Source organism: Phocaeicola faecicola (genome assembly GCF_013618865.1).
GTDB classification, from domain to species: Bacteria; Bacteroidota; Bacteroidia; order Bacteroidales; family Bacteroidaceae; genus Phocaeicola; species Phocaeicola faecicola.
Genome location: NZ_JABSOE010000012.1, coordinates 45,754 through 63,587, shown reverse-complemented (window position 1 = coordinate 63,587; position 17,834 = coordinate 45,754). Strand labels below are relative to the sequence as shown.

Below are 17,834 nucleotides of genomic sequence, written 5' to 3'. Positions count from 1 at the left end.
TATTTAACAGAATTGAATATGAGAAGATTTTTCAATAATATCCTTTCTTTATTGCTGAAAGGTGTGCTGGTGTGGGGAATGTGTGCCTGCACCAATGAAATAAAGAATATATCGGTAGAAACAGAGGATATTCTGGGACAGCTTCGTGCACGTGACATGGAGAAATGGGCCAAGGAAAGACAGTTACAACAGAGACAGGACGAATCTGACAGAATGTATAATCAGAGAGTAGCCGAGATGTATGATGCTTATTATAAAGCACTGAGAGATTATAAGAATTCGGATCATAAAATTGTGTATGGATGGTTTGGCGGATGGTCGGCAACAGAGGGTATACCCGAATCGTTTTTGAGTAATCTTCCTGATAGTGTGGATGCGGTGTCTATATGGGGAGGTACGGCTCCTTTTGAGGAGAACAGTTCCAAGTGGGCCGATCTGAAGTATGCACAGGAGGTAAAAGGACTACGGGTATTGCTATGCTGGCAGGTAGGTACATCCGGACTGGGTCTTCCCGGAGGAGTAGAAGATTTCGACAGAAGGCATGAAGGCCGGACCAGCGAGGAAAAGGCAGTCATTTATGCGCAGGAACTGACCGAGTTTATAAAGAAACATCATTTTAACGGATATGACATTGACTGGGAGCCTAATGTTGGAAATCATGGTGGGGGCTGTCATAATTTGTATCAGAATTGTACCGGAGGGGAATCGAGTGCCCCGATAAAGGCTTTTATCAGGGAAATGGGCAAGAACTTCGGTCCCAAGCAAGTTACGGATTATAACCCGCGCAATACCGGTACGTTATTTCTGTTTGATGGTGAGGTCCGTGATTTGGCTAGTCGTTTTGGGGATATGGGAGATTATTTTGACTATTTCCTTAATCAGAATTATTTCGGCAAGGAGCCTAATCATGAGTTCAGGAATGTAAATGCTATCAAAGATTTTTCGTGGAAAAAGTATATCACTTGTGATGAGTTTGAAATGGCAGGAGCCTGGAAGCAAGGTGGAAAATCTCCGGGAGAAGGCAATCTGGCTGGTTGTGAGGTAAAAGCTAAGATGGTGGCTGAAAGAAATTACGGTGGCTGGGGAGCTTATCACATAGAACTGGAAGCTGCTCAGAATTATAAATATGTAAAGAGTGTAACCCAGATAATGAATCCTTCCGAAGGAATAAAGGTAGATGAAAATCAGATTGAGAATATATTAAATCAATGATTATGAAGAAACTATATAATATTATAACATGTGTGGTACTGGGGGGATTGGCTTCCTGTACGAATCTCCCTGAAATCACGGAAATGGATCAAATGGAACATTCAGTGGTCTATATAGAGGAGTTTACTTCTTCTCCACAGCAGTCTTTTGCTGTGGATGAACAGGGAGGAAATTCGGTTTTCACTCCTAGGGTATCTAATCTGTTGTCTTCTGAAGTCGAGATGAGGGTGATAGTTGATAAAGATTTCCTTGATGCATACAACAAGAAAAACAATACTTCTTTTGAATTGCTGCCTGAGGAGGCATATGATTTGGAGTACATTACTCCCGAAGGTAAGACTGTGGCGGGAAAAGGCTTGGATATAAAATTACAGCCACGGCAATATGGAGCCAATGTAAAGGTCAATGTGAAGTCGATGGTAAAGGAAACTATAGACGATGAAGGCAATAAACATCTGGAGGCGTTGCCGGCGTTTAAGAATTATGTGGTTCCGGTTCGTATTGAGAATGTGAAAGGTGATAAGGTTAGCATACAGTTTCGAGGCAATGTAGGTATGTTTTTTCTGAATCGGAAAATAAAATCGAAAGTTCTTCACTTGGAGCGGAACGGAGTTCAGATGTGGTATAAGAGTGAATCAACTTCTCCGATTGAAGAAGACTTGGATTTCAGTCAATGGACCTATCAGGTATTTGTCAGATTTGATATGATAGGCGGAGGTAATACAGGGTGGATATATTTCAATAAGCGTGATAAGAATGAAGATTGGGGATACCATTGTCTGTATGGAGCCGATAGCTTTACATTGTTTGACCCGGCAGGAGGCAAAAGAAGTTTCAATCAGAAGCAGTTTGAAAAATATTCTTTTGAGGCCAACAGATGGTATAATTTGGCTATGACATCTAAGGATAATGAAAAAGGATTGTGCGAGGTTCGTTTTTATGTCGATGGAGAGCTTGCCATGTCATATGATTTGCCAGGAAAATCACAGCCGTGGCCACGTGCCTTTATTGGAAACAGTGCGTTTGTCGGCTATGTAAGAGATTTCAGACTTTGGACCAAAGCATTGTCTGCGGGAGAAATCAGAGAAACAATGTGGGCAGTGGATCCGGCTTCTGAAGGATTGGTTCTGAATATGCCTTTAAATGGAGATTTTAATAATGCAATTCCGGGAAAAGAACAGGATTGGATTATTACTCGAAAGGGAACTTATCATTTCAACGATGAATTTACTTTCCCTGAATAAACAAAGAGATAAAAACTTAGGAATATGAAACATATTATTTGTTGTTTGCTGGCCATTGGGCTTGGATTTTCATCATGCTATAGAGAACCGGTTGTTCTGGAGTTTGATGATACGTACGATGTGAAAAAGCCGGAAAAGGGGGAACGAGACAAGTTGCCTCCGGTGGATGTATATCATAACTATGTCTATGCAGCTGAAGATCGGGTTGATTTGGAAATACTGAGAGACTTGAATGAGGACAAGACTGTCAGAGACTTGATGATGCCTGCTTCTTTGACACTGACTATTAAACGTTCGCTTGTGCAGGAAGAGGCTCTTCCTGTGAAAGTGGAGTTAATGACACCTGAGAATGCTCCGGAGATATACCCTACGGTTGTGAAAGGCTTGACCACTTTGCTGCCTGCCGGAGTTTATTCTTTCCCTTCTGAAGCTGCGGTGATTGCATCTGGCGAGAAAAGCATTGATGTGGAGATAGCACTGAATAAAGAGGAAATGAAAAATCTTGATCCGTCCCATCCTTATGTACTCCCTATCATTTATACGGTTGATAAGGAAAAGGCTGTTGTCAGAGGATATTATTTGTGTACGGTTACTTTTAGGGATAAATCGCAAATTCCTGTGGGTAACAATGTGGTATTGAATCCTTCCGGAGATCTTTCGGGTGGAGTTCTTATTGAAAGAGAGGCTTTGACCTGTAGTTCTAATTATGAAGCAGAACGGGCAAGTACCCGTTTGACAGATGGACGAACGGACGACTCTTGGTATGTCCGATACCAAAGTGGGGCTTATCTTGATATCCGATTCAACATGGCTAATGTAAAAGCTGTTGTATTGAATGTTCCTGGAAGAAATAAGCAGTTTAAATCAGTAACTGTGGAAGTTTCTGATGATGGAGGTAATACTTGGATAGACCAGGGTACAGTACAGATTGACCGGTATTATTCAACTACTTTTTTGGAGTTTAGACAACCTGTTGTCATAAATGCAATCCGTTTGAAAGAGTTTGTTCCGATTTATGTGGATTATGGCGAGCAGTATTATTATGCTGATATAACTGAAGTTCGGGTCTTGAGCGGAAGATAATAGTGAAAAACCTTGTTTCAACTTGAAACAAGTTTTTTTTATTGTATTATTCACCACCGAACGTCTGTTCGATGTGGTTCAGTATCTGGTTCAGCTCCTCGAGGGTCTCGGCACGGAGCATGGCGATACGGGTATCCTTGAAGTTGGGAATGCCCTTGAACAGGGGAGAGGCCGCAAGGTGACGGCGTACGTGCAGGATGCCCCTACGTTCATCCAGCAGTTTGACGCTGTCGGCTACCTCCCGGCGGAGTACGTCCATGCGCCATTTAAAGGACAATGGAGGAAGTTCCTCTCCGGTGGTCAGGTAATGCTTTACCTCCTTGAAAATCCAGGGACGTCCGAAGCTGGCACGGCCGATCATGATGGCGTCCACTCCGTAGCGGTCAAAGCACTCCTGGGCACGCTGGGGACTGGTAATGTCGCCGTTGCCGATGATGGGAATCCGCATGTGGGGGTTGTTCTTCACGGCCCCGATGAGGGTCCAGTCGGCCTCTCCGGTGTACATCTGTGCACGGGTGCGTCCGTGGATGGTCAGAGCTTCGATACCGCAGTCCTGCAGCTGCTCGGCCAGTTCCACAATGATTTTCGATTCGGAATCCCAGCCCAGTCGGGTCTTTACCGTCACGGGAATCTTTACCGCATCGACTACGGCACGGGTAATCTCCAGCATCTTGGGGACGTTCTGCAGCATGCCCGATCCGGCTCCTTTTCCGGCCACCCGCTTCACCGGGCAACCGAAGTTCAGGTCGAGAATGTCTGGCTGGGCCTGTTCTACGATACGGGCGGCTTCCACCATCGTGTCGGTGTCTTTTCCGTAAATCTGTATGGCTACCGGGCGTTCGGCCTCGCTGATATTCAGTTTAAGCAATGTCTTTCCTACGGAACGTATCAGGGCATCGCTCGATACAAATTCCGTGTAAACCATGTCGGCTCCGAATTCCTTGCACAGCAGGCGGAACGCGGGGTCGGTTACATCTTCCATGGGTGCCAGCAATACAGGCTTTTCTCCTAAGTCTATGTTTCTGATCTTCATGCTTTTTTATGGGTTTTCCGGCAGGCAGGACAGTTTCTGTTGGAGTTGCTCCGGCCCGCCTTTCTGTGTTAATCTATTGCAATTCCGGGAGGATATGAATCAACCGGACTGCAAAATTACGGAAAAATAGCTACCTTTGCACTCTAAATCAATAAGAAAAGATGAATTACTCAATAAAAGACTTTGAAATTATGGCTCCGGTCGGCTCACGTGAGTCGCTGGCTGCAGCCATTCATGCGGGTGCCGATTCCATTTATTTCGGAATCGAGAGCTTGAACATGCGTGCCCGTTCGGCAAGCACGTTCACCATAGACGACCTGCGCGAGATTGCTCAGGTGTGTGATGAGCATGGGGTGAAGAGTTACCTGACGGTAAATACCATTATCTACGACGAGGACGTGGCTCTGATGCGTAAGATTGTGGATGCGGCAAAGGAAGCGGGCATCAGTGCCGTGATTGCGGCCGATGTGGCGGTCATGTCGTACTGCAACCAGATCGGACAGGAGGTGCATCTGTCGACGCAGCTGAACATCAGCAATGCGGAGGCACTGAAGTTTTATGCTCAGTTTGCCGATGTAGTGGTACTGGCGCGTGAACTCAACCTGAAGCAGGTGCGCAAGATTTATGATGCCATCCACGAACAGGGTATCAAGGGTCCGATGGGAGAGCCGGTACGTATCGAGATGTTCTGTCACGGGGCATTGTGCATGGCGGTGTCGGGTAAGTGTTACATGAGCCTGAACGAGCAGAATGCGTCGGCCAACCGCGGTGCATGCATGCAGGTGTGCCGTCGTGCCTATATCGTAAAGGACAAGGAGAGCGACATTGAACTGGAAATCGATAATCAGTACATCATGTCGCCGAAGGACTTGAAGACCATTCATTTTATGGATGAGATGATTGAGGCAGGTGTACGGGTGTTCAAGATTGAGGGTCGTGCCCGCGGACCTGAGTATGTGCGTACGGTGGTGGAATGCTACAAGGAGGCTATCCAGTCGTACCTGGACGGTACGTTTACCGAGGAGAAGAAGGCCGACTGGGATGTGCGCCTGAAAACGGTGTTCAACCGTGGTTTTTGGAACGGTTATTACCTGGGACAGCGTCTGGGAGAATGGAGCAAGAACTACGGTTCGGAGGCTACCGAGCGTAAGGTGTATGCCGGAAGGGGTATCAAGTACTTCTCGAACATCGGTGTGGCAGAGTTCCTGATTGAGGCTTCGGAAATCAAGGTGGGCGACAAACTGCTGATTACGGGACCGACTACGGGGGCGATGTATGTGACGCTGGAAGAGGCGCGCGTGAACCTGAAACCGGTGGATGTGGTGAAAAAGGGAGTACATGTATCCTTCAAGGTGCCCGACCGGGTACGTCCGAGTGACAAGCTGTACCGGATGGTACCTGCCGAGGAACTGAAGAACAAGCAATAAGAAAGAATAAACAACCGTTTGGGAGTCTGCCTCACAAGGGCAGACTTTTTTTGACCCTGCACGCAGGGTTGTACAACTTCGGTATGCGGGTCGGACGACCTGGGGTGCGGGGTTATGCAACCTCGCATGCAGGGTCTGACCGTGTATAACGACGGGATTTCCTCTTGCCCGTAATGCAAAAGGAAATGCTTCTTGAAGGGAGTGAATCCCCAATTTATTCGAGGGTAATGCTGCGTACCTTGACTTGCTGGTGCAGGAAGAGGGAAGCGGATTCCTGGAATTTCTCTTCCGATTCGGTGGTAAGGAACTGACACTTGCCCTGGGTGGTACAGCGCTCCTCTATCTCCGGATGGCGGTGGAGGTAGTCTTTCAGACTGCAGGCTACGTATTCTCCCTGGGCTACCAGACGGATATGGGGAGGGGTAAACTGCCGGATTTTCCTGATGAGCAGCGGATAGTGGGTGCATCCCAGAATGAGGGTGTCAATCTGAGGGTCTTTTTCCAGCAGCTGGTTGATGTATTTGCGGACAAAGAAATCGGCTCCTTCCGACTCGAACTCGTTGTTCTCTATCAGCGGTACCCATAGCGGACAGGCATTGGCTGTGAGGGTGATGTCCGGATACAGTTTCTGTATCTCCATCAGGTACGACTGTGAGCGGACGGTACCTTCGGTGGCCAGCAGACCTACGTGGCGGGATACGGTCAGCGGACCGATGCTTTCGGCCGTGGGACGGATGACTCCCAGTACCCTGCGGGTAGGGTCAAGATAGGGCAGGTCGTTCTGCTGGATGCTGCGCAGGGCCTTTGCCGAGGCGGTGTTGCAGGCCAGGATGACCAGCGGACAGCCCAGTTCGAACAGTTTGCGTACGGCTTGCAGGGTAAATTCATATACCACCTCGAAAGAGCGTGTACCGTAAGGGGTGCGGGCATTGTCGCCCAGATACAGGTAGTCGTATTGGGGAAGCTGCTGGCGGATTTTCTCCAGAATGGTCAGTCCTCCGTATCCGGAATCGAAAATGCCGATGGGGCCAATAATGGGATACATAAGATTCATCATAAATTTTAAAACGCGGACGGATACAGTGGGCAGCGATTTTCCTGCCCGGCCGTACCGGTCCGCGTTTGTTATGTAATTATTCTTTTTTCTGGATTACTGTGCTGGTGCTGCTGCAGGAGCTGCAGGAACTGCTGTCAGGCTGATGCCCAGTTTTGTCTTGATATCGTTGGTTACATCCTTTGACATGGTGTCGTTGATGTAAGGGATATCTGTACGGTTCAGGTCGAATACATAAGTATATCCTCCGGCTGCACCGATGGCTTTTACTGCATCTTCCAGTTTCTTGTAGATCGGTTCCATCATGTCAGCATATGCTTTCTGGAGCTGCTGCTGTGCATCCTGCTGGAACTGCATGCCTTTTTCAGACAATTCCTGGAGTTCTTTCTGACGACGTTCCTGGATGTTCTGAGGCAGGGTTTTCTGTTCCTGCTGGTATTCGGCATATTTCTTGTTGAATTCGTCTGAAGCACGCTTGATTTCGTCTTCATACTGTTTCTGCATCGTCTGTATGTCTGTCTGTGCCTTTGCGTATTCAGGCATTACCGGGATGATGTCCATTGACTTGAAGTGAGCAAACTTCTGTGCGAATACGCTCATCGGTGCGATGAGCAAAAGTAATAAAGCAATTTTCTTAAACATAATCTATAAATTTCTATTTGTTATTAATTTCTGTTTCAACGGTTATATTCACCTGTGCAAATGTATAAAATTAATTCGAATATCCTAGTTTTGCCAGGACTTCATTGCTGATATCAATGCGTGGAGAGGCAAAAATCATGCTTTGGGCCGATGCGCGGTCGATTACGGCATCGTATCCTTTCTGTGTGGCAATGTTCTTTACGGCATTGTAAATGGCGTCCTGTATCGGGCTGATGAGCTCCTGGCGCTTTTTCATGATTTCGCCTTCGGGACCGAAGTATTTCTTTCTCAGTTCGGCTGTTTCCTTTTCCTTGGCAATGATGGCTTCTTCCTGAGCGGTCTTCTGAGTCGCCGAAAGAGTGGCCGCTTTTTTCTGGTAGGCTTCGTACAAGGCTTTTGCCTCGTTTACCTTTGCCTCAATCTCGCTCTGTCTCTGTTTCGACAGGTTTTCTATCTGTTGGTTGGCCTGTTCATAACTTGGAATCTGTTTCAGTATGTATTCCATGTCTACCAACGCGAATTGTTGTGCTTGTGCGGTGAAGTGGCAAGCGATGAGCCACATGGTGAGAAGAATTAGTTTTTTCATAATCTTATGGTTTAAAACTGAAATTGAGAACCAGGGACCGGTAGACATGCTCCGAAGCTCCTGCTTCTCAATTCCTGTCAGGTTAATTAAAATTCTTGTCCGATAATGAAGTGGAACTGGCTTCCTCCATACTGGGTAGAACCGTTGATCTTATCGAATCCGTATGCCCAGTCAATACCCATCATACCGATCATCGGCAGGAAGATACGGACACCCACACCGGCCGAACGTTTCAACTGGAAGGGGTTGAACTTGGCCACATCGGTCCATGCGTTACCGGCTTCCACAAAGCCCAGTGCATAGATACTGGTTGAGTTCTCCAGCATCAGCGGGTAGCGGAGCTCGGCTCCCAGACGGATGTATGCATATCCTTCCTGACCGTAAGGGGTCAATGCACCGTTTTCATAACCGCGGAGGGCAATGGTTTCGGATGCGTAGTTGTAACTGTATCCGGTCATACCGTCACCTCCCACATAGAAGGTTTCGAACGGTGAGCGCTTGTACTTGTTGAAGTGTCCCAGGATACCGAATTCCGTACGGGTCATGATGACCGGACATTTCTGGATATCCATCAGCGCGGTATAAGTCTTGGCTTTGAATTTCCACTTGTGGTATTCAATCCAGCGGTACATGCTGGCAGCATCCTCGTAGTTGTCCTTACCGTAAGTAGAGTAGTCCTTCTTGCTGAACAGTGAGTAAGGCGGAGTAATCTGCAGCGAAGCACTGAATTCAGAACCGTAACGCGGGAAGATCGGGTTATCGGTAGAGTTACGTGCCAGCGTCAGGTTCAGGCTGAGGCTGTTGCAGTTTCCGGTATTCATGTACTGTCCGTTGTTCAGCTTGATGTACAGGTAGCTCCAGTCTTTCAGCATGAAGCGCTGGTAAGAGAGTTCGGCCGACAGGGTGAAATAGTCGTCCGGCCAGCGGAGACGTTTACCCCATCCCAGAGATACTCCGAACATCTTGATCGACTTGTCAGGGTCGTAGTAAGACTCGTAGTTATCGTAGTAACCACCGTAGTAGCTTCCGTATCCGCTCAGGTAGTTATAGTAGTTGTTCATGTAAGCCGAGTTGTAGTACTGGCTGCTGACATCGGTCTGTACCGAATAGAAGGCAGATACCGACAACGAGTTCGGGCGTTTGCCTCCGAACCAGGGGTCGAAGAACGAGATACTGTACGACTGGTAGTAGCGTCCGTTGGTCTGTCCGCTGATGGTCAGTGTCTGTCCGTCTCCCTGCGGCAGGAATCCGCGGTAATTGTCGTTCTTGCGGAACAGGTTGGCGAATGAGAAGTTGGTGAACTTCAGACTCAGCTTACCGATGACACCGGTCTGTCCCCATCCGGCAGAGAATTCCACCTGGTCGTTGGCCTTTGATTCCAGTCCCCAGTTGATATCCACCGTACCGTTGGCTGCATCCGGACGTACATCCGGTTTGATGTTTTCCGGGTTGAAGTGTCCCATCTGTGCAATTTCACGGTAAGAACGTTCCAGCGCTTCCTTGCTGAACAGGTCACCCGGACGTGTACGGAGCTCGCGTCGTACCACGTTTTCATACAGACGGTCGTTACCGTTGATGCGGACATGGCTGATGGTTGCCTGCGGTCCTTCTACGATACGCATTTCCAGGTCGATGGAGTCACCGTCGATGTTGACTTCTACCGGGTCGAGGTGGAAGAACACATATCCACGGTTATAATAGTTGTTTCCGATTGCATCCTCATCGTTCGTAATACGGTCGTTCAGCAATTTCTGGTTGTATACATCTCCGCTCTTCATGCGCAGCTGCTCGTTCAGCAGGTCGGAAGGATACACCGTATTTCCTACCCAGGTAATGTTGCGCAGGTAATACTTCTCACCTTCACTGATCTTCATGTATACGTTGACCGTTCTGTCGTCATACGGCGATACGCTGTCCACTTCAATGATGGCATCACGGTATCCCAGCTCATTATATTTGTCAATGATCTTCTGCTTATCCTCTTCGTATTTTTCCTCTATGAACTTCTTGGTACGGAACAGATTGATGAGCTTGCCTTTCTCGTTGGTCTTTTTCATGACACGCTTCAACTTCTTGTCACTCAGTACGTAGTTGCCGTCGATGGTAATCTGGTGTACCTTTACCTTCTCCTTCTTGTCGATGTTGACATCTACATATACCTGTTCCTTATTGTTCGGGTCCTCTTTTTCTACGATGTTGACTTCTGCATTCTTGAATCCCTTGTCATCAAAGTGTCTTTTGATGATGAGCTTGGCACGGTCGATCAGGTTAGGAGTAATCTGACTACCCTTAACCAGTCCGAGCTTGGCCTGCAGGTCCTCACGTTCTCCCTTCTTCACTCCATGGAAACGGATGTCAGTGATACGCGGACGCTGCTTCAGCTCCACAAGCAAGTAAATTTTGTTTCCTTCAATTTTCTCTGCCGAGATTTTCACGTCCGAAAACAATCCATGTCTCCAGTATCGCTTGATGGCACTTGTGATGTCATCGCCCGGTACGGTGATGGTTTGTCCTACGGCCAGTCCGGATATGCCGATCAGCACATAATCTTCGTAGTTCTTGATACCGGTTACCTTGATATCGGCAATCTCGTATTTCTTGGGGGCGCCATTATACAGAATAACGGGGCGTTCACCGGTTGAATTTGTATTTTCCTGTGCATATCCGTTCGCCACAAGGCTGAACATACAGGCAAAAATCAGTAGAATAGAGGAAATAAGGTTTCGCATTGTTACTTCAAGATTTGTTCACTTGTTTTGCCAAAACGGCGTTCTCTATGTTGATAATCACAAATGGCTTTATAGAATTCTTCTTCTTTGAAATCCGGCCAGAATGTATCGCAGAAATACAGTTCCGAATAGGCACACTGCCACAACAGGTAATTGCTCAGACGGATTTCTCCTCCGGTACGGATCAGCAGGTCCGGATTCGGCATGAAATGAGTAGTCAGGTGCTGGCTGATGGTCTCATCTGTAATCTGGCAAATGTCTATCTTCTTGTCGACGGCCTCTTGTGCAATCTGTTTTACCGCTTCGGTAATTTCCCACTGAGACGAGTAGCTCAATGCAAGTACCAGGCACATACCTGTATTCTGCGAGGTATGTTCGATACATTGCTGCAGGCAGGCTCTGACATCTTCCGGCAGTCTTTCCATATCTCCGATGACGCGGAAACTGATGTTGTTCTTCATCAGGGTTTCCTCTTCGATGGAGTTCATCAACAGTCCCATTAAAGCGGCTACTTCCTCTGCCGGGCGATTCCAGTTCTCGGTAGAGAAAGTATAGAGAGTAAGGTATTTTACTCCCAGCCGTGCGGCTGTTTCTGCAATGACATGTACGGTTTCTGCTCCGGCCTGATGGCCCACCGAACGAACTTCTCCACGCTGCTTGGCCCAGCGTCCGTTGCCGTCCATGATGATGGCAATGTGTGCCGGAATGCGTGTCTTGTCTATTTGTTCCTTATATTGCATGTTGATACGATTCTTCGAGTGTGATGATTAAGACTGTATTTACCACTTGGAGGCAAATCCCAGGTGGTTGATGCGGCCGCGGCTCATGGTTCCGTCTGCCCAGATAATCCAGATGAAATGGTAGCTGTCGGTGACGCATGAATAGGCACCTTCTCCGGCTGTTCCTTTCTGATAATAGGTCGCAAACGACTGGTTCTCAGGGAAACGTACGTAGCGTACTTCTGGTGTCCATGTCAGTCCGTTATCGGTAGATGCGTAGAATGTGCTGAAAGCGTCTTTGTAGGCTTCGTGCTTCTTGCTGCTGACAGCTCCTCCGAAGGCATACAGTTTCTTGTTGTAGAAAATCATGCTTCCGTCTACGATGTTCGGACAGGTGAAGGTATCGATCTGCGCATAGTTGTAGGCTGTCCACTGATTGTCGTTGGTCAGACGCTGGTTGATTACACCTGCCGATTCCTTCTGTGCTGAATTATAGCTCATTACGATAGTACGCATCAGATTCTTATTGTATGACATCGGGAGCGTTGCGGCAGCGAACCGTTCTCCGTTGGCCGGAGCATATTCCGGAGCGGCTTCTGTATTACCCCATCCGGCTGTCTGTCCGTTTTCGGTGTAAGTGATGAATCCTTCGGCAGTGCGGGCATACAACTGGCTGATGCCGGAAGGAGTGGTGACGCTTCCCAATACCTGTGTCAGGTCGGTGCGGTTGAGTGTTCCGGCAGCCTGGCTTACAGACAGGTTTTCCGGGTTCAGGATATACAGGCTTCCTTCAGAAAGGAAGTAAATCTGTTCTTTCCATACGGTAGCCGAATAAGGATCGGCTTTTGCCAGCTGCGGGTTGCTTACAGCCTCCCATGCAGAGGGCTGCGGAGCGACAACTACCCCCTGGTCGTTGATGACAGGGTAAGTAATCCGCGTATATTCTACTGCGGTTTCGCCGTTCTGCTTTCCGAATACAAAAATACGGTTGTTGATGAAGACTGCCTTCTGGTGACTCAGCTTACCGGCTGTAAACTGGTAGTGTGTCGGTTCTGAAGCCCATTGCAATGAATCAGGAACCAAGGTATGTACGTTCAGTTTCACGTGATAAGGCTTACCCATTACCCCGCTCATGGCACCCACTTTAAAGGTCAGTCCTTCTTCCGGAGCCACCTCGAAGTTGATGGAGTCGGTGCTAGTCCATAAAGTATCCGTCGGTTCTTCCCCTTTTTTGCTGATCTTTCCGTACAATACGTACTGGGTATCGGCAGTAATGCTGGTGATTACTCTTGAAATGTCAGTTCCTACCGGCAGTGAGTCTTTATTCTCGATGGTCCGCTGGATCTGGTCTATTGTAAAGGGATAGTTGGACATATCTACCTCGCTGTAGTAGACAGAATCTTTTCCAGCCTGGTCTTTTCCCACTACCTTTACCTTCAGGGTTCCCAGAGAGAAGGCGGTGATGCTGGTATTTGAACTGTATGTGATTTCAGTTACATCACTATTCAAGCACGATGTAGTAAGTCCTGCCGTTGCAAAAAGTAGGCCAAATATAAATATTGGTAAAAACTTAATTTTCATTTGCAAATGATTCTTTATGTTATAGGTTGCAAAAGTAGAAAGTTTTTTTTCGAATCAGAACTTTTGCCTTAAGTTTTATATAAAATTATGGATAAACCTTTCTTATGTTCTTTAATTTCAATATTTAGGGGGCTCGTTTTCGATTTATTTGACATAATAATTCATCCGGACACCGTCGTATTGAAATTCTTTCCTGCCATATTGGGGAGAAATGGACGGAGCGGCCACTCCTTCTTTCAGTACGGTGCGGCTGTGCTCTACGTAGGCTTCGTCCCATAATCCGGACGACAGGAAGGACTGGAGCAGCTGGCTGCCTCCTTCGACCAGTAATGTCTGTATCTTTTTCTCGTACAGTACCTGCATGATTTGCGGCAGGATATCCTGTGTGAAATCCAGTTGTCTGTATTCCAGATTGTTACTGCTTTCTTTCTGTCTGGAAGTGAAGACTACGGTCGGCAGGGAGCCGTCGAACAGGTGCAGACCGGAAGGCAGGCTCAGGTCTTTGTCGATAACCAGCCGGAGCGGGTGTCTGCCGTACCAGTGGCGGGTAGACAGGGAAGGATTGTCCAGGAGGGCGGTCTTCCGGCCTACCAGAATGGCCTGGTTTTCGGCCCGCAGTTTGTGCGCATGTAAAGCGGTCAGCGGGGTCGACAGGATGACCGGTTTGCCGTCCTGACGTATGATATCGATGAACCCGTCGGCCGATTCGGCCCATTTCAGTGTAATGTACGGACGCTTTTTCAGGTTGTAGGTAGTAAACCGGCGGATGAGTTCTTTACACTCCTGTTCCAATACCCCCACGGTGACAGAGATGCCGGCTTCCTGAAGCTTCCGGATTCCCCGTCCGGCAACCAGCGGGAAGGGGTCTACACAGCCAATCACGACTCTGGGGATTCTTTTGCTGATGATGAGGTCGGCGCAGGGAGGGGTCTTTCCATAATGCGAACAGGGCTCCAGGCTGACATAGATGGTCGCCTTGCTGAGCAGTGACTCGTCTTTTACAGAGCGGATGGCATTGACCTCTGCATGTCCTTCTCCGCTGCGTATGTGGTAACCTTCCCCGATAATCCGGTCATTGTATACAATGACAGCTCCTACCATCGGATTAGGAGCTGTGGTGCATAATCCGTTTTGTGCCAACTGAATGCATCTGCGGATGTATTTTTCATCTTGGGTCATAGTATATTCCTAAATATTATTTTTATTTTTGCATTCTATGCATCCTATTTATACATATATTAAGCAAGTGTTACACCCTTATTATCAGGAGACTGAGGCGGGTGCTTTAGCCAAGTGGATACTGACGGAAGTGTTTCATTTTTCGACTTTCGATCTGTATGCGGGCAAAGATATGAATTTTTCGGAGAACGACCGTGACAGGCTGGAAGATATTCTGAACCGGCTGAGGGATTATGAGCCGCTGCAGTATGTGCTGGTAAAGGCGGAGTTTGGGGGATTGTCTTTCGAGGTGACTCCCGATGTGCTGATTCCCCGGCCGGAGACACTGGAACTGGTGGAATGGATTACGGCCGACTGCCAGGGAACTGAGGGGGTAAGGATTCTGGATATCGGGACTGGGAGCGGCTGCATACCGGTTACGCTGTACAAACGCCTGGAAGCTTACCGGCCGCAGGTGGCTTCATGGGATATTTCGGAAAAGGCCTTGGAGGTGGCCGGGCGGAATGCCGCAGCGAATGGGGCTGTGGTGACTTTCTGCTGTCAGGATGTGCTGTCGGAGTCTCTTCCTGAAACAGAAGTGGATGTACTGGTCAGCAATCCTCCTTATATTGCAGAGAAAGAGAAGGCTTCGATGGAGCGGAATGTGCTCGACTGGGAGCCGGGACTGGCGCTGTTTGTGCCGGATGATGATCCGCTGCTGTTTTACCGGAAGATAGCGGAAACAGGTCTCCGTATCCTGTCGCCGGGGGGCAGGTTGTATTATGAAATCAACCGTGCCTACGGGAAGGAAACGGTGGCTTTGCTGGAACGTTTGGGATATACGGAAGTGGAGTTACGTAAAGATTTGTCGGGAAATGACCGGATGGTAAAAGCTGTCAGACCATGAAAGAGTTATCGGAAAAAGAATTGAAGAATAAGGCGGAAGCCTATTGCTCGGCAGCCGAGCACTGTCCTTCGGAAGTTGAAACGAAGTTGCGCCAGTGGGGGGCTTCGGACGACTGGATAGTGTGTGTGCTGCAGGATTTGGAAAAGGACAGGTTCATTGATGTGAACCGTTTTTGCAGGGCTTTTGTCCGTGACAAATACCGTTTTGCCGGATGGGGCCGGGTGAAGATTGTGCAGGCCCTGAAGATGAAGCGCCTGCCGGAGGCGGCTATTGCTGCCGGACTGGAAGATATTGATGAAGAGGAATATATGCAGGGGCTGTCCGAACTGCTGAACCGAAAGAAGCGGGGAGTTACCGGCCGGAACGAGTATGAGCGGAATATGAAACTGCTCCGCTTTGCTGCAGGAAGGGGCTATACTACGGAGGAGGTCCGGAAATGCCTGAAGGAGACATGGGAAGATGAACCTGTGGAATGATGTGACAGGGGTGTTCTTTCCCCGTTTCTGTCTGTCGTGCGGAAAGAAGCTGGGAGCGGAAGAGTGGGGGATGTGCATCCGTTGCTGGTCCCGTCTGCCGTTTACCCGTCTGGAGGTCAGTCCCGATAATGAGATGGCAAAATGCTTTTGGGGCCGCTTCCCTGTGGAACAGGCCTATGCCCTGCTGTATTACACGAAGGGAGGGGAGGTTGCCGGACTGCTGCATGACATGAAGTATCACGGGGCACGCAGGCTCTGCCGTGAAATGGGAAAACGGATGGCGGAGGAGTTGAAGACTGCCGGCTTTTTTGCATCGGTGGATTATCTGCTGCCTGTTCCCCTGGCACGCGCACGTTTGAGGGAAAGAGGATATAATCAGAGCGAGCTGTTGGCAAGGGGCATTGCCGAAGAAACCGGGATTCCGCTGATGACGGATGCGGTGACACGTGTAAGAAATAACGCGACACAGACCCATGAAACGGCATATGGAAGATGGAGCAACGTGAAGGGGCTGTTTGTCGCTACCCCGAAGGCCGGAAGCCTTTGCGGAAAGCATGTGTTACTGGTTGACGACGTGCTGACTACCGGCGCTACTTTGGTGGCCTGCGCAGATGCTTTGTCTCAGATAGAAGGGATTTCATTCAGTGTAGTTACTTTGGCGTGGGCCAGATAATCAAAAAGATGAACTCCGTCAAAAAATATGCACTTATATTTCTTATTCCCACCGAATTTCTATACATTTGCAGATAGATTTATCAGATATAATTAAGTTATGAAAGCTTTGGAAAGATTATTTGCAGAGAAATTGTTAAAAGTGAAGGCTGTTAAGATTCAACCGGCTAATCCGTTTACTTGGGCTTCTGGTTGGAAATCGCCTATTTATTGCGACAACCGCAAGACTTTGTCTTATCCTGCTTTGCGTAATTTCGTGAAGTTGGAATTGTGTCGTGTAATCCTTGAAAAATTTGGGGAAGTGGATGCGATTGCCGGTGTGGCAACCGGAGCGATTGCTCAGGGTGCTTTGGTGGCAGAAGAGCTGAACCTTCCGTTTGTATATGTACGTTCAAGCCCAAAAGATCACGGCTTGGAAAATCTGATTGAAGGTGAACTTCGTCCGGGAATGAAAGTGGTAGTAGTGGAAGACCTGATCTCAACTGGCGGAAGCAGCTTGAAAGCAGTAGACGCTATCCGTCGCAACGGATGTGAGGTAATCGGTATGGTAGCTTCTTTCACTTATGGATTCAATGTATCGGCAGAAGCCTTCAAGAACGCAAAAGTGGAATTGGTTACTTTGACAAACTACAATGCGGTTCTGGAAGCTGCCTTGAAAACAGATTATATTAATGAAGAAGATATTCCGGTACTTCAGGCATGGAGAGAAGATCCTGCACATTGGACTGGAAAATAATAGTTAATTTTTTATAGTCGGAGCACGGATTACACAAGTTCCATGGCTGTCTTTATTGTATGGCTGTGCGAAGGTGGAATCCGTGCTTCTTTATTGATTTACAGATTATGGCTCAATTTGAAAGTACGGTAAAGCATGTTCCTTACAGCCAGGAGCGGGTGTATAATAAATTGTCTGATTTGAACAACTTGGAGTCGGTGCGTGAACGGCTTGATATGCTGAAAGAAAAGCTGGACGGCAAGTTGGAGGATATGGCATTCGACCGTGATTCGCTGACACTCAAGGTGCAGGGAATTACGCTGACATTGCGTATCATCGAACGCGAACCGATGAAATGCATTAAGTTTGAGGGGGATAAGTCGCCGATTCCTCTGAATCTGTGGATACAGATCCTGCCGGTTACGGACAATGAGGCTAAAATGAAAGTGACCATCCGTGCGGAAGTGAACATGTTCATGAAAGCGATGGTTTCCAAACCTTTGCAGGAAGGGGTTGAGAAGTTGGCCGACATGCTGGCGATGATTCCTTATTAATCGGGAACCGGATGGTAAAGGTCTGTTAGGGAATATCTTTTC

At 48.1% G+C, this 17,834-nt stretch carries 17 protein-coding genes; 9 read left to right on the top strand and 8 right to left on the bottom strand.

All coding sequences use genetic code 11. The features are described 5' to 3' along the window. Positions 1-18 precede the first annotated feature (18 nt). Genes H3001_RS05335 through H3001_RS05325 form a run of 3 tightly spaced genes read left to right on the top strand, consistent with a single transcriptional unit; the run spans position 19 to position 3,539 of the window. A complete protein-coding gene (locus H3001_RS05335) occupies positions 19-1,212 on the top strand; it encodes a glycoside hydrolase family 18 (RefSeq protein ID WP_181214279.1) in 1,194 nt (397 codons plus the stop codon). 2 nt (positions 1,213-1,214) lie between these two features. After that, positions 1,215-2,456 (top strand): DUF1735 and LamG domain-containing protein, encoded by a 1,242-nt coding sequence (locus H3001_RS05330; RefSeq protein WP_181214278.1) that lies wholly within the window; start codon positions 1,215-1,217, stop codon positions 2,454-2,456. Positions 2,457-2,480: 24 nt separating this feature from the next. Beyond that, positions 2,481-3,539, top strand: coding sequence for a BT_3987 domain-containing protein (locus tag H3001_RS05325; RefSeq protein ID WP_181214277.1), 1,059 nt, complete (start codon positions 2,481-2,483; stop codon positions 3,537-3,539). A gap of 46 nt (positions 3,540-3,585) precedes the next feature. On the opposite strand, the gene dusB is transcribed toward H3001_RS05325, so the two are convergent. After that, positions 3,586-4,572 (bottom strand): tRNA dihydrouridine synthase DusB, encoded by a 987-nt coding sequence (gene dusB / locus H3001_RS05320; RefSeq protein WP_181214276.1) that lies wholly within the window; start codon positions 4,570-4,572, stop codon positions 3,586-3,588. Positions 4,573-4,733: 161 nt separating this feature from the next. Between dusB and H3001_RS05315 the strand changes: the two genes are divergently transcribed. After that, positions 4,734-5,999, top strand: coding sequence for a peptidase U32 family protein (locus tag H3001_RS05315; RefSeq protein ID WP_181214275.1), 1,266 nt, complete (start codon positions 4,734-4,736; stop codon positions 5,997-5,999). Between the two features lie 214 nt (positions 6,000-6,213). Here H3001_RS05315 and murI read toward each other — a convergent pair whose 3' ends face one another. The 7 genes from murI to ribD form a co-directional block, all read right to left on the bottom strand. Continuing rightward, the gene (murI, locus tag H3001_RS05310) at positions 6,214-7,056 is read right to left on the bottom strand and encodes a glutamate racemase (protein WP_178244271.1); all 843 of its coding nucleotides are present in this window, start codon (positions 7,054-7,056) and stop codon (positions 6,214-6,216) included. A 93-nt stretch (positions 7,057-7,149) separates the two neighbouring features. Next, positions 7,150-7,695 carry an OmpH family outer membrane protein gene (locus H3001_RS05305; RefSeq protein ID WP_178244270.1) on the bottom strand — a complete coding sequence of 182 codons (546 nt, stop codon included), beginning with the start codon at positions 7,693-7,695 and terminating at the stop codon, positions 7,150-7,152. Between the two features lie 70 nt (positions 7,696-7,765). Then, on the bottom strand, positions 7,766-8,281 hold the full coding sequence (locus tag H3001_RS05300) for an OmpH family outer membrane protein (protein ID WP_178244269.1): 516 nt from the start codon (positions 8,279-8,281) through the stop codon (positions 7,766-7,768). Between the two features lie 86 nt (positions 8,282-8,367). After that, a complete protein-coding gene (gene bamA / locus H3001_RS05295) occupies positions 8,368-11,010 on the bottom strand; it encodes an outer membrane protein assembly factor BamA (RefSeq protein WP_178244268.1) in 2,643 nt (880 codons plus the stop codon). A 2-nt stretch (positions 11,011-11,012) separates the two neighbouring features. Beyond that, positions 11,013-11,756 carry an isoprenyl transferase gene (locus H3001_RS05290; protein WP_317170753.1) on the bottom strand — a complete coding sequence of 248 codons (744 nt, stop codon included), beginning with the start codon at positions 11,754-11,756 and terminating at the stop codon, positions 11,013-11,015. A gap of 33 nt (positions 11,757-11,789) precedes the next feature. Then, entirely contained in the window at positions 11,790-13,238 is a 1,449-nt protein-coding gene (locus tag H3001_RS05285; protein ID WP_181214274.1) for a DUF6242 domain-containing protein, read from the bottom strand. A gap of 216 nt (positions 13,239-13,454) precedes the next feature. Continuing rightward, positions 13,455-14,489: a bifunctional diaminohydroxyphosphoribosylaminopyrimidine deaminase/5-amino-6-(5-phosphoribosylamino)uracil reductase RibD gene (gene ribD / locus H3001_RS05280; RefSeq protein WP_178244265.1), complete on the bottom strand. Its 1,035-nt coding sequence runs from the start codon at positions 14,487-14,489 to the stop codon at positions 13,455-13,457. 37 nt (positions 14,490-14,526) lie between these two features. On the opposite strand from ribD, the gene prmC reads away from it, so the two are divergent. The 5 genes from prmC (at position 14,527) to H3001_RS05255 (ending at position 17,792) form a co-directional block, all read left to right on the top strand. Then, positions 14,527-15,375 carry a peptide chain release factor N(5)-glutamine methyltransferase gene (prmC, locus tag H3001_RS05275; protein WP_178244264.1) on the top strand — a complete coding sequence of 283 codons (849 nt, stop codon included), beginning with the start codon at positions 14,527-14,529 and terminating at the stop codon, positions 15,373-15,375. Beyond that, positions 15,372-15,851, top strand: coding sequence for a regulatory protein RecX (locus H3001_RS05270; RefSeq protein WP_181214273.1), 480 nt, complete (start codon positions 15,372-15,374; stop codon positions 15,849-15,851). The genes prmC and H3001_RS05270 overlap by 4 nt, the downstream gene beginning before the upstream one ends. Then, a complete protein-coding gene (locus H3001_RS05265) occupies positions 15,835-16,524 on the top strand; it encodes a ComF family protein (protein ID WP_181214272.1) in 690 nt (229 codons plus the stop codon). The genes H3001_RS05270 and H3001_RS05265 overlap by 17 nt, the downstream gene beginning before the upstream one ends. A gap of 99 nt (positions 16,525-16,623) precedes the next feature. After that, positions 16,624-17,259: an orotate phosphoribosyltransferase gene (pyrE, locus tag H3001_RS05260; RefSeq protein ID WP_178244261.1), complete on the top strand. Its 636-nt coding sequence runs from the start codon at positions 16,624-16,626 to the stop codon at positions 17,257-17,259. A gap of 107 nt (positions 17,260-17,366) precedes the next feature. Further along, positions 17,367-17,792, top strand: a complete 426-nt coding sequence (locus H3001_RS05255) for an SRPBCC family protein (RefSeq protein ID WP_181214271.1) — start codon at positions 17,367-17,369, stop codon at positions 17,790-17,792. The last annotated feature ends 42 nt before the right edge of the window (positions 17,793-17,834 follow it).